Genomic DNA, 16,033 nt, shown 5'->3' with positions numbered 1-16,033 from the left:
TTTGTAAAACTAGCCGCTAAAAGGGGTTTCCCTTATTTGTGCTGACACATAGAGGAGGTAGAAAAGTGACGGATGTGAAGAAGATTCAAACGGATGTCCGTGCTGTTGTTGATCAGCTTGTAGAAGAAGACAACCTTCAACCGGGGATTTTTGTCGTTGGCTGTTCAACAAGTGAGATTGCAGGAGAGAGAATTGGAACTTCAGGTAGTGAAGCCATTGCTGAAGTAGTTTTCAGTGAGTTGCAAAGTCTTTCAGAGCACTCCGGCGTTCATCTCGCTTTCCAGTGCTGTGAACATTTGAATCGTTCAATAGTTGTCGACCGTTCCATAATGGAAGAGCAGCGTTTGACAGAAGTTTCCGCTATTCCTGTTCCGACTGCTGGCGGATCGATGGCCTCCTTCGCTTATAAGCATATGAAAGATCCAGTGCTTGTGGAGAGGATAGAAGCCAAAGGTGGGCTTGATATCGGTGACACACTCATCGGTATGCATTTGAAGCGTGTAGCCGTTCCGCTTCGTATCGCTCAAAAAAACATCGGCCACGCCCACATTACGGCAGCGAAAACCCGACCTCCTCTCATTGGTGGGGCACGTGCGGTTTATGTAAGTCAAGAAGAAGCAGGTTCTTGTGATCTTTAGGAATGGAAAGGGGAAGCTAGACCATGAATCATGTAAAATCAGCAGATGCAGAAATTTTTGCAGCCGTCCAGGATGAGAGACAACGCCAACAGGATAATATTGAATTGATTGCTTCAGAAAACTTCGTTTCAGAAGCGGTTATGGAAACGATGGGTTCTGTACTTACGAATAAATATGCGGAAGGCTATCCGGGCCGTCGTTACTATGGTGGTTGTGAACACGTAGACGTTGTTGAAAACTTAGCCCGCGACCGTGCGAAAGAGCTGTTCGGCGCCGATCATGCAAATGTTCAGCCCCACTCTGGAGCGCAGGCGAATATGGCTGTTTATTTCACCGTGCTTGAGCATGGAGATACAGTTCTGGGTATGAATTTGAATCACGGCGGTCACTTGACCCATGGCAGCCCCGTCAACTTTAGTGGTAAGTTGTACAATTTTGAAGAGTATGGTGTGGATGAAAAGGATGAAACGATTGATTATGAGGCAGTGCTTGCTAAGGCCAAAGAAGTCCAACCTAAATTGATCGTCGCCGGTGCCAGCGCCTACCCAAGAGAAATCGATTTTGCTAAGTTCCGCGAAATCGCTGATGAGGTAGGAGCTTACCTCATGGTTGATATGGCTCATATCGCAGGGCTTGTTGCTACAGGTCTACATCCGAACCCTGTACCTCACGCTCATTTCGTTACCACAACGACCCATAAAACATTGCGTGGTCCTCGTGGTGGAATGATCCTTTGTGAAGAATCTTTCGCTAAGAAGATCGACAAGACGGTCTTCCCAGGAATGCAAGGCGGGCCTTTGATGCATATCATTGCAGCTAAAGCCGTTTCCTTTAAAGAAGCTTTGCAACCAGAGTTCAAAGAGTATTCCCGTCAAATCATCTCCAATGCGAAGCAACTGGGCGAATCCCTGGTTGAAAAAGGGGTAGATCTTGTTTCTGGCGGAACAGACAACCACTTGCTCTTACTTGACTTACGCAGCAAAGGCTTGACCGGTAAAGTAGTTGAAAAAGCTTTGGATGAAATCGGTATTACGACAAACAAAAATGCCATTCCGTTCGATCCTGAAAGCCCGTTTGTTACAAGCGGTATCCGTATCGGTACAGCAGCGGTTACGAGCCGTGGCTTCAAGGAAGCGGAAATGGAAGAAATTGCAGATCTGATCGCCTTCACTCTAGACCATCATGAAGATGAAGCGAAAATGAAAGAAGCGGAAAAACGTGTACGTGAATTAACATCCCGCTTCCCGTTATATCAGACCCTCAACTTTTCTTCCATTTAATGAATGGAACCACCAAGAGCCACTAGATTGATCTAGTGGCTCTTCTTAAAGATTCAGGCACGGTTGTGGAAAACTTGGTTTCGAGACTTTTGCGGGAGTTTAGGGGCTTCGGGAAAAGGTTCGCTTTCCGTGGGCGAGTGATAAGCCTCCTCGAGCTAACGCTCTGCGGGGTCTCATCTACTACGCACTTCCCACAGGAGTCTCACCGTTTCCCTCCGCCCCTTTACCATATCCAGTGACTCGAAACCACTTCTCGGAAAAGTAGCTATCGAGCTTGATGGGAGTGTAAGAAAATACTTCCATGCTGAGGTTCATGTATCCTGAAAGCTTGATACAGAGCTCTTTATGCTTTTAAACAGTCGGATAGAAGAAGACAATCTACCTGGGTAAAGGGGTTCGTTTCTCGCATTCAACGCATGGGGTGGTTGGGAAGCTGCGAGACTCCCGTGGGAATGGCTGGCCGTCATCCCCACAGGAAAGCGAGTAGCTTCCCAGCCACCCCTGACACTCAACCCAGGCAACGAACCCAGGAACATCTTGAAACTGAGTCTTCCACAATGGGAGCAATTCTGTAATAATTCGTAATACGCTGATAGGTTGCGGAGAGGTTTCTTTTTCTGTACAATTTAAAGGATGTAAATTTTCAGAAGGAGTGAATGGCAATGGCAAACGTTTATGTACTGGATCACCCATTGATTCAACATAAGTTGACGTACATACGTAAAAAAGAAACAGGGACGAAAGACTTCCGTGAATTAGTAGATGAAGTGGCAGCACTTATGGCCTTTGAAATCACCCGAGACCTTCCACTGGAAGAAGTGTCTATCGATACACCAGTCGTAGAGGATGCGAAGGCGAAAGTACTAACAGGGAAAAAGATCGGACTTGTTCCTATTCTAAGAGCTGGGCTTGGTATGGTGGATGGAATTATCCAATTGATTCCTGCTGCAAAGATCGGACACGTCGGACTTTACCGCGATCCAGAAACATTGCAGCCCGTCGAGTATTATGTGAAGCTTCCAAGTGATATCGAAGAACGTGAACTGATTGTCATCGATCCGATGCTTGCGACAGGCGGATCAGCCAATGAAGCAATCCACTCCTTGAAGAAACGTGGAGCACGACAAATTCGTTTGATGTGTCTAGTAGCGGCCCCGGAAGGTGTGGAGGCAGTGCAGGAAGAACATCCTGATGTGGACATCTATCTTGCCGCTCTTGATGAGAAATTGAACGAAAAAGGATACATCGTACCAGGTTTAGGAGATGCAGGAGACCGCTTGTACGGAACGAAATAAAACCACTTCCTCATTAAAGGAGGAGCACTCATGACAGAACGCACTAAAGTAATGACGATATTTGGGACAAGACCGGAAGCCATAAAAATGGCACCGCTCGTTCTTGAATTGAAAAAACGTACGGAACAGTTCGAACCAATTGTTGCTGTAACCGCCCAACACAGAGAGATGTTAGATCAAGTACTAAACATTTTTGATATTGAACCTGATTTTGATCTTGATATCATGAAAGCCCGCCAGTCACTGGCTCAAGTAACTACACGTGCTTTAGAAGGTTTAGACGAAGTGATGAAGGAAACGAAACCGGATGTTGTGCTTGTCCATGGGGATACGACAACGACTTTTGCAGCTTCCTTGGCTGCTTACTACAATCAAATTCCTGTCGGACATGTGGAAGCTGGACTAAGAACTTGGAATAAGTACTCTCCGTTCCCTGAAGAAATGAATCGTCAGTTGACAGGTGTCATGGCAGACCTTCATTTTGCACCGACGAATAAATCAAGGGATAATCTTCTTGCTGAAAATAAGTCGGAGGACAACATTTTTGTAACCGGGAATACAGCCATTGATGCTTTGCAAACAACGGTAGCGGAAGACTACGCATCCGAGGTGCTAGAGGAAGTTGGAGATAAACGACTTGTCCTTATGACTGCCCATCGCCGTGAAAACCTCGGTAACAACATGAAGCAAATGTTCCGCGCCATCAAGCGCCTTGTCCAGGAACATGACGATATTCAGGTCGTCTATCCGGTTCACTTGAATCCGGTGGTGAAAGAGACAGCTGACGAAATTTTAGGAAATGACGATCGAATCAAGCTGATTGAACCTCTTGATGTCATCGATTTCCACAATTTCGCATCAAGAGCTCACCTCATTTTGACCGATTCAGGTGGCGTTCAAGAAGAAGCTCCTTCTTTGGGTGTCCCTGTCCTTGTCCTTCGTGACACAACAGAACGTCCGGAGGGGATTGAAGCAGGTACTCTGAAGCTTGCAGGAACGGAAGAGGATCATATTTTCCATCTGGCTCATGAATTGTTATCTGATGATCAGAAACACGAAGCGATGGCTAAAGCCTCAAACCCTTATGGAGACGGACAAGCTTCTGCACGCATCGCAGAGGCAATTCGTTACTTCTTCAAACACCGCGAAGACAAACCAGCACCATTTGAAATTGAATAAGAATCACTCAAAAGGACGAGGTCACCAAGACCCCGTCCTTTTTCTTTATCATCCAACGAACCTACTTCCATAATAGCTCCCTTTACTTGAAGACTCAGTTTCGAGACAATTGTTGGTTCTAGGGGCTCTGGGAAAATGTTCGCTTTCCATGGGGCGGGCGGTGAGCCTCCTCAGGCTACGCCTTCCGGGGTCTCACCTGTCCCACACGTCCCATAGGAGTCTCACCGTTTCCCTCCGCCCCTTTACCTTAGAAGTGTCTCGAAACCACTTCTAAAAGGGGAGCATGTATGGTTGAGGGAAGTGGATGACTAGAACACCTCCAAAGTACGTAAAAGCTTGATCCAGAGCTCATTACACCTCAAATGTGTGGTAGTGGAAGACCTTCCAACTTGGTACAGAGGTTCGTTTTTCACATACCTCGAATGGGGTGGTTGGGAAGCTGCGAGACTCCCGTGGGAGAAGGAGTTAGGTGAGATCCCGCAGGACGCAGTCCGAGGAAGCTCACCACGTCCCCCACAGGAAAGCGAGTAGCTTCCCAGCCACCCCTGGCGCTCAACACGATAACGAACCACGAAACATCTCGAAACTGAGTCTTCCACAATCCTGCCATTTTGTTTAAGATCCTTTGAAGCTTTCGCATAAACGTGTAGCTATGACAAATGCTATGGAAAAAGGAGCACAAGCTTATGCGATATGGGATTATCTTTTTCACATGCCTATTTATATTGACCGGATTCAGTGCTCCTGAACCGAACGATGAAGTAACCATCATTGTCGAATTAGACGAATCACCCGAGAGTTTCTTAAAAGAGGTAGAGAGAAGGCTCCCAAGGCTTGAAGTAGTAACAAGTTACGATACCATTTTTAATGGAGTAGCCATTAGAGGGACGGCGGAAGAATTGGAAAAAGTGGCTAGGATGGATGCTGTGAAAAACCAGCATCCCGTACACACCTACGAAGCATTAGAGGTGGAAGAAGGCCCGACTTTTTCTACTGAATTGATTAGAAATCAAATGCGCCATCCGCAAACAGGGAAAGGCGTTAAGGTCGGAATTATAGATACAGGGATCGACTACAATCACCAGGATCTAAAAGACAATTTCAAAGGTGGGTATGACACCGTTGATTTTGACGATGATCCTATGGAAACCGAGGAGGAAGGGGCGACGATTCATGGCACACATGTCGCCGGTGTTGTAGGGGCGAATGGAGAAATGAAAGGAATAGCACCAGATGTTGACCTGTATGCCTACCGGGCGTTAGGCCCTGGAGGAGTAGGGTCGTCTGTACAAGTGATTGCCGCGATAGAAGAAGCAGTCAAAGACGGGATGGATGTCATCAACCTTTCTTTGGGGAATGACGTAAATGGGCCGGACTGGCCAACGAGTCACGCTGTGAATAAAGCCATAGAGTTAGGGACGGTGGTTGTGGTAGCTGCAGGCAATTCTGGACCGGATGGCTGGACGATCGGCTCTCCCGCTACTTCTTCGAACGCGATCACGGTAGGGGCTTCAGCTTTATCTATGAAGGCTCCTGTGCTGAAGGTCCCAGGCGAAAGGGAAAAGGTTTTAATCCAAACGATGTCTGGGTCTGTTCCTTGGGAATTAGCGAAGAAGTATCCGGTCACCTATGCCGGGACTGGGGAAGAAGAATATGGGGATGTACGTGGAAAGATTGTTTTGTTTGAAAGAGGTGGGATTCCTTTTAGTCATAAAGCTCTCAAGGCTTACCAAAAAGGTGCGGTTGCTGTATTGATCTACAACAATGATGAGGGGAATTTTCAAGGAGGATTGGATGGTGTGAAACTGCCGATCCCTGTAGCATCTCTATCAAATGAAGCAGGGGAATGGTTGAAGGAAAAAGTTATACAACAAAATCAGTGGGTCGAAACTATAAATGTTTCTTTAGGCGACCAAGTTGCTCCCTTCAGCTCGAGAGGGCCTGTCACAACGAACTGGGAAATCAAACCGGATATTCTGGCACCTGGGGTCGATATATACAGTACCGTTCCAGGTGGGTATCAATCGTTGCAAGGAACAAGTATGGCTGCTCCTCATGTGGCGGGAATGGCAGCGTTGATTAAAGAGGCGCATCCAGACTGGGATCCTGCTGAAGTCAAGCAGGCGCTGACCAGCACAGCGGATTTGATCCTGACAGGAAACCAGCCTTTCCCACCTACAGAGCAAGGGGCTGGTTATGTTGATCTTAACGAAGCACTGGAGCCAGAACTGCTCATCGAGCAAAGTTCGCTGTCTTTCGGGAAAATTGAGGAACGGATATATCGAAAACAACTGCCTCTTAAGATAAAGAACTTAAAAAGTGAACCTGTTACCATTTCAATTGAAAAGCCGATGATGGAAAGTGGTGTATCTTGGACGGTACCAATGGCCACAGAAATAGATCCCGGCCAAACGGAGGAACTATCAGTAGAACTCCGTGTATCTGCAGCTTTTTTAGAAGATGGGATCCATGAAGGTTTTCTCAAAGTACAAGAAAGTGAAAAAGTTTACACGATTCCATATGTGTTTGTGAAAGAAACGTCTAGTTATGAGATTGTCTCAGGGTTTGAACTGGAGACTTCCTGGCAAAACGATCGAGTGGCTGATTATCGTTTCCATTTAGCGGAAGGTGTAGAAGAATTGAGAGTCGACTTATACCGGGCAGGTACGATGTTAACAGCGGGTACTCTACTGAATGAAAAAGATTTACAACCCGGATTGATTGAAGGGGAAGTGAATATCGATAATCTGAACTTAGAGGGGAGCTATCTTGCTATCATAACCGTCAAAACAAATAAAAAGGAGTCGATTTATCCATTTCCTATTTATATAGAAGGAAGTCGGTAAAAAACGTTGCGCATAGAAGCGCAGCGTTTTTTCGTGATAGATAAAAATCTATGTAGTACCAGTGGTTTAATTAGATAATATTTGTATTGTGTTCCATATATTTGAAGGGTGTGTAAATCCAAAGTAAATGTGACGAAAATGTGATCGAATTTTGTCTTTCATTTGTACTTTTACTCACAAACTCATTGACATCAAACCACCCCTATTGTATTCTTACATAGTGTGGAATGATAAGGTTTTCATAAGTGACATACAAGGTTTTCAGCCACTAGAAAATTGTGGAGGAAGAGCGGATGAAACAAACCGAACCACCCTTCAAAGCAATGGCTTTAACCAGCATGATCACATCCCAACTCGCAGGCGGCCCTTTGGCCGGCGTTTTCCTCGGGAAATGGATCGATGGTCACTTTTCCACGGAACCCATTTTCTTAATCATAGGATTACTCCTCGGGTTAGGTGCAGGTACATATGGGACCATTCATTTAGTACGGACGTACACGGGAGACGATTGACATGCAAGGATATCAACAGATGATGACCCGTCAGCGAAAATGGATGTTCTACCTTCTGGCATTATTTGTACTTGGTTGGGGCATCACCCCTTGGCAACCGATTTTCCTCGGACTTCTGCTAGGAAGTGCATTGAGCTTCTACAACCTCTGGCTCATGCAAAGAAAGATCCGCAAGCTTGGCGAAGCTTCCGCAGATAACCGCTCCGTAAGAGGAATTGGTACGTTTACGCGATTGGCTTCCGGCGCTTTAGCCGTAGTCATTGCCCTTCAGTTTGAAGAATATTTCCATTTGATTGCAGTAGTTTTGGGCTTAATGGCAGCCTATATTGTCATTTTAATAGATTATCTGTTCAATAAATCAACAGTTTAGCATGATGGAAGGTAGGTGAACAGTTTGAATCACGAAGCACCGATGTGGGAGGATGCGTTTGGAATCTCTTGGTTGGATTTCAACTTATCAAACGTGTTGATGATGTTTGTCGCGTCATTGATCGTATTCATCCTCGGCGTAGCGGCGACAAGAAACATGCAGCGATATCCGACAGGTTTTCAAAATTTCATGGAATGGCTGATCGATTTCATCAAAGGAATTATCGGTTCCAACATGGATTGGAGAACAGGTAGGCTCTTTTTACCGCTGGGACTGACATTATTCGCCTACATTTTCGTAGCGAACATGCTCGGGGTTGTCACCAACGGTGTTGTTGGACACACACTATGGTGGAAGTCACCGACAGCTGATCCGGGGATCACTTTGACACTCGCGACACTAGTCGTCGTCTTGTCCCATTATTATGGAGTGAAACTGCGGGGCGGTAGGGAATATGCAAAAGGATTTGTACGTCCATTGCCATTCTTGCTACCATTCAAGATTATTGAAGAGTTCTCAAATACGTTGACTCTTGGTCTGCGTCTTTACGGGAACATATATGCAGGTGAAATCCTATTAACCTTGCTCGTTGGACTTGCAGCGACTGGCGTTGGAGGATTTATCGGAGCGACCGTTCCGATGATTGCATGGATGGGCTTTAGTACTTTCATTGGTTTTATCCAGGCGTTTATTTTCGTTATGTTAACGATGGTTTACTTGTCTCACAAGGTGAGCGAAGACCATTAATATAAAGCATTATAATAATTTTTTTAAAAATATTGAGGAGGATTTTCATTATGGGTCTTTTAGCAGCTGCAATTGCAGTAGGTTTAGCAGCACTAGGTGCTGGTATTGGTAACGGTTTGATTGTTAGTCGTACAGTAGAAGGGATTGCGCGTCAACCAGAATTGCGCAGTGCACTTCAAACAACAATGTTCATCGGTGTTGCCCTAGTAGAGGCGATTCCTATCATCGGCGTTGTTATTGCATTCATCGTAATGGGACAATAATTAGGACGAGCATATACGCTTATGGCGAAGTTCAACTCCATCGATCTTCGCCTTTCCTTTATACCTTACGAAAACTTTATACCCGAAAGTCACGGTAAGAAAACTTCGACGGAAGCTGTATTTTACAGCGGAAGCCGGGTTTTTCGCTTGTCTAGCCCTAGCATCAACAGATAGGGCTGCGGAATTAATGAAGTGTAAACCTGTTACGAGATGGTGTGGAGAGGAGTGAAAACTGTGCAAGGATTCACAGAGAGTCTGGTCCTCGGAGCTGGAGGGCTTAATATAGGTGACATGATCATTCAACTTGTTTTCTTCCTTGGTTTACTTGCTCTTTTAGGTAAGTTCGCATGGGGACCATTGATGAACATGATGAAAGAACGTGAAGATTATGTAGCAAATGAAATCAACACGGCCGAAAAAAGTCGTGAAGAAGCGCAACGCATGCAGCGTGAAGCTTCTGAAGAGTTGAAAGCGACACGCCAGGATGCACAGAATATCATTGAGGATGCTCGTAAAACAGCAGGCCAGCAAGAAAGAGATATTCTTGAGTCAGCACGTGCTGAAGCTGAACGCATCAAGGAATCTGCTCGTCAAGAAATTGAGCAGGAGAAAGAAAAAGCAGTCCAAGCCCTTAAAGATCAAGTGGCAACCATGTCTGTCATGATTGCATCGAAAGTGATTGAGAAAGAACTTTCACAAAAGGATCAAGAGGCGCTGATCAACCAATATATCGATGAGGCAGGCGAAGAGCGATGAGTCAATCTATCATTGCTAAACGCTATGCAGACGCACTTTTTCAACTTGGAAAAGAAAAGTCGAAACTAGAACAATTTGAATCCGAATTGGTAATTATACGTGATGTTTTTCGCGGCAACAAGGAAATCATCTCATTCCTGAACCACCCACGGTTCTCTATGGAACAGAAGAAAAAGTTTGTTGGCGATTCTTTTCAGTCTTTTTCTGCAGAAATCGTTAATACTTTAAAGCTGTTGGTAGAAAGGCACCGTGAGGAAATCATTATTGATATGATCGGTTTTTATATCGAAATGATGAACGATGCGAAAGGTATTGCAGATGCGGATGTTTACTCTGTAAGGGAACTTTCTGAAGCTGAAAAACAGCGCATTTCAGAAACATTTGCACCGAAAGTAGGTAAACAATCGTTGAACCTTACGAATATCGTAGACCCTTCCATCCTCGGCGGCCTTCGCCTGAGAGTCGGTAATCGCATATTTGATGGTTCTGTCAGTGGAAAACTTCGCCGCATAGAGCGCAAGTTAGTTTCTGCGAACAATAGATGATAGGGGTGAAATGGCATGAGCATCAAAGCTGAAGAAATCAGTGCGCTGATTAAGCAGCAAATTGAAAACTATGAATCAGATATAGAAGTCAATGATGTGGGAACCGTAATCGAAGTTGGTGACGGTATTGCCCGTGCTCATGGTCTTGATAATGTCATGGCTGGTGAGCTCGTTGAATTCTCTAATGGTGTCATGGGATTGGCACAAAACTTGGAAGAAAGTAACGTTGGTCTTGTCATTCTAGGACCATATACAGATATTAAAGAAGGCGATGAAGTACGTCGTACAGGCCGAATCATGCAAGTACCTGTCGGGGAAGAAATGCTTGGCCGTGTCGTAAACCCACTCGGACAACCGGTCGATGGACGCGGACCGATTGAAACGACGAAAACACGCCCAATCGAATCTCCAGCACCAGGGGTTATGGATCGTAAATCCGTTGATGAGCCACTTCAAACAGGTATCAAAGCCATCGATGCTCTTGTACCAATCGGACGTGGTCAACGTGAATTGATCATCGGTGACCGTCAGACAGGTAAGACATCTGTCGCAATCGATGCCATCCTGAACCAGCATGACCAGGATATGGTTTGTATTTATGTAGCAATCGGTCAAAAAGAATCAACGGTTCGTGGCACAGTAGAAACTCTACGTCGTCATGGTGCGCTTGATTATACGATCGTAGTAACGGCAAGTGCTTCTCAGCCTGCTCCACTACTATACCTTGCACCATATGCAGGTGTAACCATGGGTGAGGACTTCATGTACAACGGCAAGCACGTATTGGTCGTTTATGATGACCTTTCCAAACAGGCGGCTGCCTACCGTGAACTTTCTCTACTTCTACGTCGTCCTCCAGGCCGTGAAGCCTTCCCGGGAGACGTATTCTACCTACACTCTCGTTTGCTAGAGCGTGCAGCGAAGCTTAGTGATGCGAAAGGCGGCGGTTCTCTAACGGCTCTTCCTTTCGTAGAGACACAAGCAGGAGATATCTCTGCATATATTCCGACAAACGTAATTTCCATTACTGATGGTCAAATATTCTTGCAGTCTGATTTATTCTTCTCTGGTGTACGTCCAGCGATCAACGCAGGTCTTTCTGTATCTCGTGTTGGTGGTTCCGCACAAATCAAAGCGATGAAGAAGGTTGCCGGTACGCTGAGACTTGACTTGGCTTCCTATCGTGAATTGGAAGCATTCGCTCAGTTCGGTTCTGATCTGGATAAATCCACTCAGGCCAAATTGAACCGTGGTGCTCGTACGGTTGAAGTCTTGAAACAAGGTCTTCACCAACCACTAGCCGTTGAAAAACAAGTCATGATCATTTACGCACTGACAAAAGGATTCTTAGATGAAATTCCAGTCGCAGATATCACTCGCTTCGAATCTGAGTTCCATAACTGGTTGGACAACAACCGTAAAGAGCTTCTGGCTCAAATTCGTGAGACAGGTAAGCTTGCAGACGATGAAGATATGAGTGGTGCTGTGAAAGAATTCAAGAAAACGTTTGTCGTTTCTGAATAAATGAATCATAGCTAGAAAGGGCGGTGAAACAGCGTGGCATCCCTTAGAGATATTAAAGGTCGGATTACGTCAACGAAAAAGACGAAACAAATCACGAAAGCGATGGAGATGGTATCTGCCTCCAAGCTGAACCGTGCCGAGCAGAATGCGAAGAAGTTTGTTCCTTATAGCGAGAAAATCCAGGAAGTTGTGGCAAGCATCGCCCAAGGTGGCGGAGATGCGAGTCACCCGATGCTTGAGGCCCGTGATGTCAAAAAGACAGGGTATCTCGTCATCACTTCTGACCGTGGACTTGCTGGAGCATTCAACAGCAGCATTCTTCGTAAGGTGTACCAGCAAATCCGAAGCAAGCATACTTCAGCGGATGAATACACCCTGATTACAATCGGACGTATCGGGCGTGACTTTTTCCGTAAACGGAATATGCCGGTCGATATGGATATCACGGGAATATCGGATCAACCAGAATTCTCTGATATCAAAGATATCGCTTCAGATACCGTACAGCTGTACACAGATGAAAGAATAGATCAGCTCTTTATCTATTACAACCATTATGTCAGTGCCATCACTCAAGAAGTGACAGAGAAGAAAATTCTTCCGCTGACAGACTTGAATAAAGAGGGCAAAGCGAGCCAAAGTTCGTATGAGTATGAGCCGAACCAAGAAGAGATTTTGGAAGTCTTGCTTCCTCAATACGCTGAGAGCTTGATTTATGGCGCTTTACTCGACAGTAAGGCCAGTGAGCATGCAGCACGTATGACGGCAATGAAGAGTGCGACAGATAATGCTGATGATTTGATCGGAGATCTTACTCTTTCTTATAACCGTGCCCGTCAAGCTGCTATTACCCAGGAGATTACCGAAATTGTCGGCGGTGCAGCTGCCCTAGAATAGGATCTCTCGGATTTTGAACAGTAAGTTAGGAGGGAAATCGATGAGTAATGGACGCGTGACCCAAATCATGGGACCCGTTGTTGACGTAACGTTCGATGATGGACATCTCCCTGATCTTAATAACGCATTGCACGTAAGTTACGAAGCGAAAAACGAAAACGAAAAGAGCGTCGATCTTACATTGGAAGTTGCCCTTCACTTGGGTGACAATACCGTTCGTACCGTTGCCATGTCATCTACGGATGGTGTCATGCGTGGTACAACAGTTACGGATACAGGTAAGCCGATTTCTGTACCTGTAGGGGAAGTAACACTTGGACGCGTATTTAACGTAGAAGGCGACACGATCGACCTTGATGAGCCACTCGGTGATGTCCGCCGTGACCCGATTCACCGTGAAGCTCCTAAATTTGAAAACCTGGCTACAGAAACTGAAATCCTTGAAACAGGAATTAAAGTTGTAGACCTTCTCGCTCCTTATGTAAAAGGTGGTAAGATCGGTTTGTTCGGTGGTGCCGGTGTAGGTAAAACCGTACTGATCCAGGAATTGATCAACAACATCGCACAAGAGCACGGTGGTATTTCCGTATTCGCAGGTGTTGGTGAACGTACACGTGAAGGTAACGACCTATACTATGAAATGACTGACTCCGGAGTTATCAAGAAGACAGCCATGGTATTCGGACAGATGAACGAGCCACCTGGAGCACGTATGCGTGTGGCCCTATCTGGACTAACGATGGCCGAATACTTCCGTGATGAAGAAGGACAGGACGTTCTATTCTTCATCGATAACATTTTCCGTTTCACTCAGGGTGGTCTTGAAGTTTCTGCCCTGCTTGGACGTATGCCATCAGCCGTTGGTTACCAGCCGACGCTTGCTACAGAGATGGGGCAGCTTCAGGAGCGAATCACATCGACAGACAAAGGTTCCGTTACTTCCATCCAGGCGATTTATGTCCCTGCCGATGACTATACGGACCCAGCGCCTGCGACAACTTTCGCACACCTGGATGCAACGACAAACCTTGAGCGTAAGCTATCTGAACAAGGGATCTACCCAGCCGTGGACCCACTTGCGTCTACTTCTCGTGCTCTAGACCCTGAAATCGTCGGCGATGAGCACTATGAAATTGCCCGCGAAGTTCAGCGTACGCTTCAGCGCTATAAAGAGCTTCAGGATATCATTGCCATCCTAGGTATGGATGAGCTTTCTGATGAGGATAAATTGACAGTATCCCGTGCACGTCGCGTACAGTTCTTCCTTTCTCAGAACTTCCACGTTGCTGAACAGTTCACTGGCCAGCCTGGTTCTTATGTGCCTGTTTCAGAAACAGTTAAAGGCTTCAAGGAGATCCTTGACGGCAAATACGACGATATTCCGGAAGATGCGTTCCGTCTAGTTGGACGTATTGAAGAAGTCGTTGAAAAATCAAAACAAATGCAATAAACAGGTCTGGTGGATAGAGGGGCTTGAATAAAGTTCCTCTTCCTCTTCATGATCAGCCAAGGAGGAATACGAATGAGCACACTGACGGTGAGTGTAGTCACTCCTGATGGCCCGGTGTTGGAAGATGCATTTGAAATGGTCAGCTGTAAGGCGGAAAGCGGTGAACTTGGGATTCTTCCAGGTCACATTCCGATGGTCGCGCCTTTGACGATCAGCGCTGTTCGTCTTAAAGGGGAAGGCAGATCCGATCGAATCGCGGTAAGTGGCGGTTTTTTGGAAGTTCGTCCAGATAAAGTCACGATTCTCGCTCAATCTGCTGAAAAGCCAGCGGATATTGATATCGATCGTGCCCGAATGGCCAAAGAACGTGCCGAACGTCGCCTTCAGGACAAACAAGCCGACATTGATTTCCAACGGGCTGAAATGGCACTCAAGCGTGCCTTGAATCGCTTGAATGTTTATGAGAACAACTTCTAAACTGCTTTCTTTATGAGAGCAGTTTTTTTGTGAACAATACCAGCTTTTTTCGCCAGCGAAATTTGGATAGTCCCGTCAAAAAGATGTAAAATGTCTATTATTGCCCGGGAAATGGAGTGGATTATTCCCTCTTTTGTCAGTTTATCTTGAATAGTTGATAAAGAATTGAGGGATCTCGACATTCACCAGGGAAGGAGCAAAACAAATGGAACAATACTTTGCGGAAGAAGCGATTCTTAGCATGACCTCACATTTGATTTTCATCATCATTACTTGGAGGGTGTTGCAATCAATTAATTTTGATGCATTGTTCAGGAAGAACAAAGTCTTTGAAGCAAGAGCCTTGCTCATAATCGTAACCATTGCTCTAGGTACAACAGTCAGCAATTTCTTTCTTGATTTTATTAAGTGGTCAAACAGCCTTATTTATTTATTTTAATGACGATAGACAAATGTCTAAAGTTGTTAGGAAATGTTTCGTATGAATGTCCTCTTCTCAGGTCAAACTTATAGTAAGAAAATGCTTGGGGAGGCATTCAAAATGAAAAGTGTTTTGACTGGAATCATTGCTCTATTTATTATAGGAACGGGTGCTTATCCACAGGAAATGACAGGAGCTCAAGAAACTCTGATGGAGTTTTCGTCATTTGCTGCGGATAAGCAGCTTGAAGTGAGTGGCTGGACGATAACGATGAAAGAAAAGGTGTCGAAAAAAAAGGTCGACCGATTGAGAAAGGACCTGAAGAAGTATTGGTCTGATCCTGTCGTTACGGAAGAGATCACGATGAATGCCGTGAAGTATACCGTCAAAAACAGTCATAAAAACGGACAAATCATCGAAAGGTTTAGCATGATTGTTCCAAAAAATGCGTGGAGCGATGTAGAAGTGGTTTATACCACAGAAGGACAGGGAACACCTTCATTAACAAACATTAATCAAACAAGCATGAATGAGATATCTCGTCGATTTTTCTCAAAAAATGTCACTAATTTCTCTTGTATTAAGGCCAAATTTAGTGGTATTATTGATGATGTTTTAGTGTATAAAAAATTCAAACTAGCTTTCGACATAACAACAATAGATGAAATCGACGAAAACGGTTGGACGAGCAGGACCGGCTACACCAAAAAGTGGGATCAGGCCATTGATGCCGGGGATCGAATGATGAACGTACAATTCGCAACCCGAACTTTGGGCGGGGAGACAAACATCACGATTGGCACACCCATTATAACTGCTGAATATTAATAATA

The 16,033-nt window shown here is 45.4% G+C and carries 17 protein-coding genes; all 17 read left to right on the top strand.

Features of this window, described 5'->3' with window-relative positions:
* The first annotated feature begins 74 nt into the window (after positions 1-74).
* Complete coding sequence (locus tag GLV98_RS08390) at positions 75-638, top strand: TIGR01440 family protein (RefSeq protein WP_160914517.1); 564 nt, start codon at positions 75-77, stop codon at positions 636-638.
* A 23-nt stretch (positions 639-661) separates the two neighbouring features.
* The gene (gene glyA, locus GLV98_RS08385; RefSeq protein ID WP_160913976.1) at positions 662-1,918 is read left to right on the top strand and encodes a serine hydroxymethyltransferase; all 1,257 of its coding nucleotides are present in this window, start codon (positions 662-664) and stop codon (positions 1,916-1,918) included.
* A gap of 662 nt (positions 1,919-2,580) precedes the next feature.
* The gene (upp, locus tag GLV98_RS08380) at positions 2,581-3,213 is read left to right on the top strand and encodes a uracil phosphoribosyltransferase (protein ID WP_089654985.1); all 633 of its coding nucleotides are present in this window, start codon (positions 2,581-2,583) and stop codon (positions 3,211-3,213) included.
* A 30-nt stretch (positions 3,214-3,243) separates the two neighbouring features.
* Positions 3,244-4,392, top strand: a complete 1,149-nt coding sequence (wecB, locus tag GLV98_RS08375; RefSeq protein ID WP_160913974.1) for a non-hydrolyzing UDP-N-acetylglucosamine 2-epimerase — start codon at positions 3,244-3,246, stop codon at positions 4,390-4,392.
* Positions 4,393-5,078: 686 nt separating this feature from the next.
* Entirely contained in the window at positions 5,079-7,238 is a 2,160-nt protein-coding gene (locus tag GLV98_RS08370; protein ID WP_160913972.1) for a S8 family serine peptidase, read from the top strand.
* 293 nt (positions 7,239-7,531) lie between these two features.
* Positions 7,532-7,750, top strand: a complete 219-nt coding sequence (locus GLV98_RS08365; protein WP_160913969.1) for an AtpZ/AtpI family protein — start codon at positions 7,532-7,534, stop codon at positions 7,748-7,750.
* 1 nt (position 7,751) lies between these two features.
* Positions 7,752-8,120, top strand: coding sequence for an ATP synthase subunit I (locus GLV98_RS08360; RefSeq protein ID WP_160910917.1), 369 nt, complete (start codon positions 7,752-7,754; stop codon positions 8,118-8,120).
* A 24-nt stretch (positions 8,121-8,144) separates the two neighbouring features.
* Positions 8,145-8,867: a F0F1 ATP synthase subunit A gene (gene atpB / locus GLV98_RS08355; RefSeq protein ID WP_160914515.1), complete on the top strand. Its 723-nt coding sequence runs from the start codon at positions 8,145-8,147 to the stop codon at positions 8,865-8,867.
* A gap of 50 nt (positions 8,868-8,917) precedes the next feature.
* Entirely contained in the window at positions 8,918-9,130 is a 213-nt protein-coding gene (gene atpE / locus GLV98_RS08350) for a F0F1 ATP synthase subunit C (RefSeq protein WP_014644824.1), read from the top strand.
* A 234-nt stretch (positions 9,131-9,364) separates the two neighbouring features.
* Positions 9,365-9,886, top strand: coding sequence for a F0F1 ATP synthase subunit B (gene atpF / locus GLV98_RS08345; RefSeq protein ID WP_089652062.1), 522 nt, complete (start codon positions 9,365-9,367; stop codon positions 9,884-9,886).
* On the top strand, positions 9,883-10,431 hold the full coding sequence (locus tag GLV98_RS08340; RefSeq protein WP_160913967.1) for a F0F1 ATP synthase subunit delta: 549 nt from the start codon (positions 9,883-9,885) through the stop codon (positions 10,429-10,431). The genes atpF and GLV98_RS08340 overlap by 4 nt, the downstream gene beginning before the upstream one ends.
* A 15-nt stretch (positions 10,432-10,446) precedes the next feature.
* Positions 10,447-11,955, top strand: coding sequence for a F0F1 ATP synthase subunit alpha (atpA, locus tag GLV98_RS08335; RefSeq protein ID WP_160913965.1), 1,509 nt, complete (start codon positions 10,447-10,449; stop codon positions 11,953-11,955).
* 33 nt (positions 11,956-11,988) lie between these two features.
* Positions 11,989-12,852, top strand: a complete 864-nt coding sequence (locus GLV98_RS08330; RefSeq protein ID WP_160913962.1) for a F0F1 ATP synthase subunit gamma — start codon at positions 11,989-11,991, stop codon at positions 12,850-12,852.
* A gap of 40 nt (positions 12,853-12,892) precedes the next feature.
* Positions 12,893-14,302 carry a F0F1 ATP synthase subunit beta gene (gene atpD / locus GLV98_RS08325; protein ID WP_089652058.1) on the top strand — a complete coding sequence of 470 codons (1,410 nt, stop codon included), beginning with the start codon at positions 12,893-12,895 and terminating at the stop codon, positions 14,300-14,302.
* A 72-nt stretch (positions 14,303-14,374) separates the two neighbouring features.
* Entirely contained in the window at positions 14,375-14,779 is a 405-nt protein-coding gene (locus GLV98_RS08320) for a F0F1 ATP synthase subunit epsilon (RefSeq protein ID WP_146817591.1), read from the top strand.
* Positions 14,780-14,984: 205 nt separating this feature from the next.
* Positions 14,985-15,218: a DUF1146 family protein gene (locus GLV98_RS08315; RefSeq protein ID WP_160913960.1), complete on the top strand. Its 234-nt coding sequence runs from the start codon at positions 14,985-14,987 to the stop codon at positions 15,216-15,218.
* Between the two features lie 102 nt (positions 15,219-15,320).
* A complete protein-coding gene (locus GLV98_RS08310; protein ID WP_160913958.1) occupies positions 15,321-16,028 on the top strand; it encodes a YwmB family TATA-box binding protein in 708 nt (235 codons plus the stop codon).
* The last annotated feature ends 5 nt before the right edge of the window (positions 16,029-16,033 follow it).

Source organism: Halobacillus litoralis (genome assembly GCF_009856415.1).
Classification (GTDB): Bacteria; Bacillota; Bacilli; order Bacillales; family Halobacillaceae; genus Halobacillus; species Halobacillus litoralis_C.
Note: the sequence above shows the minus strand (reverse complement) of the source record. Positions and strands in the feature narration are given on the sequence as shown.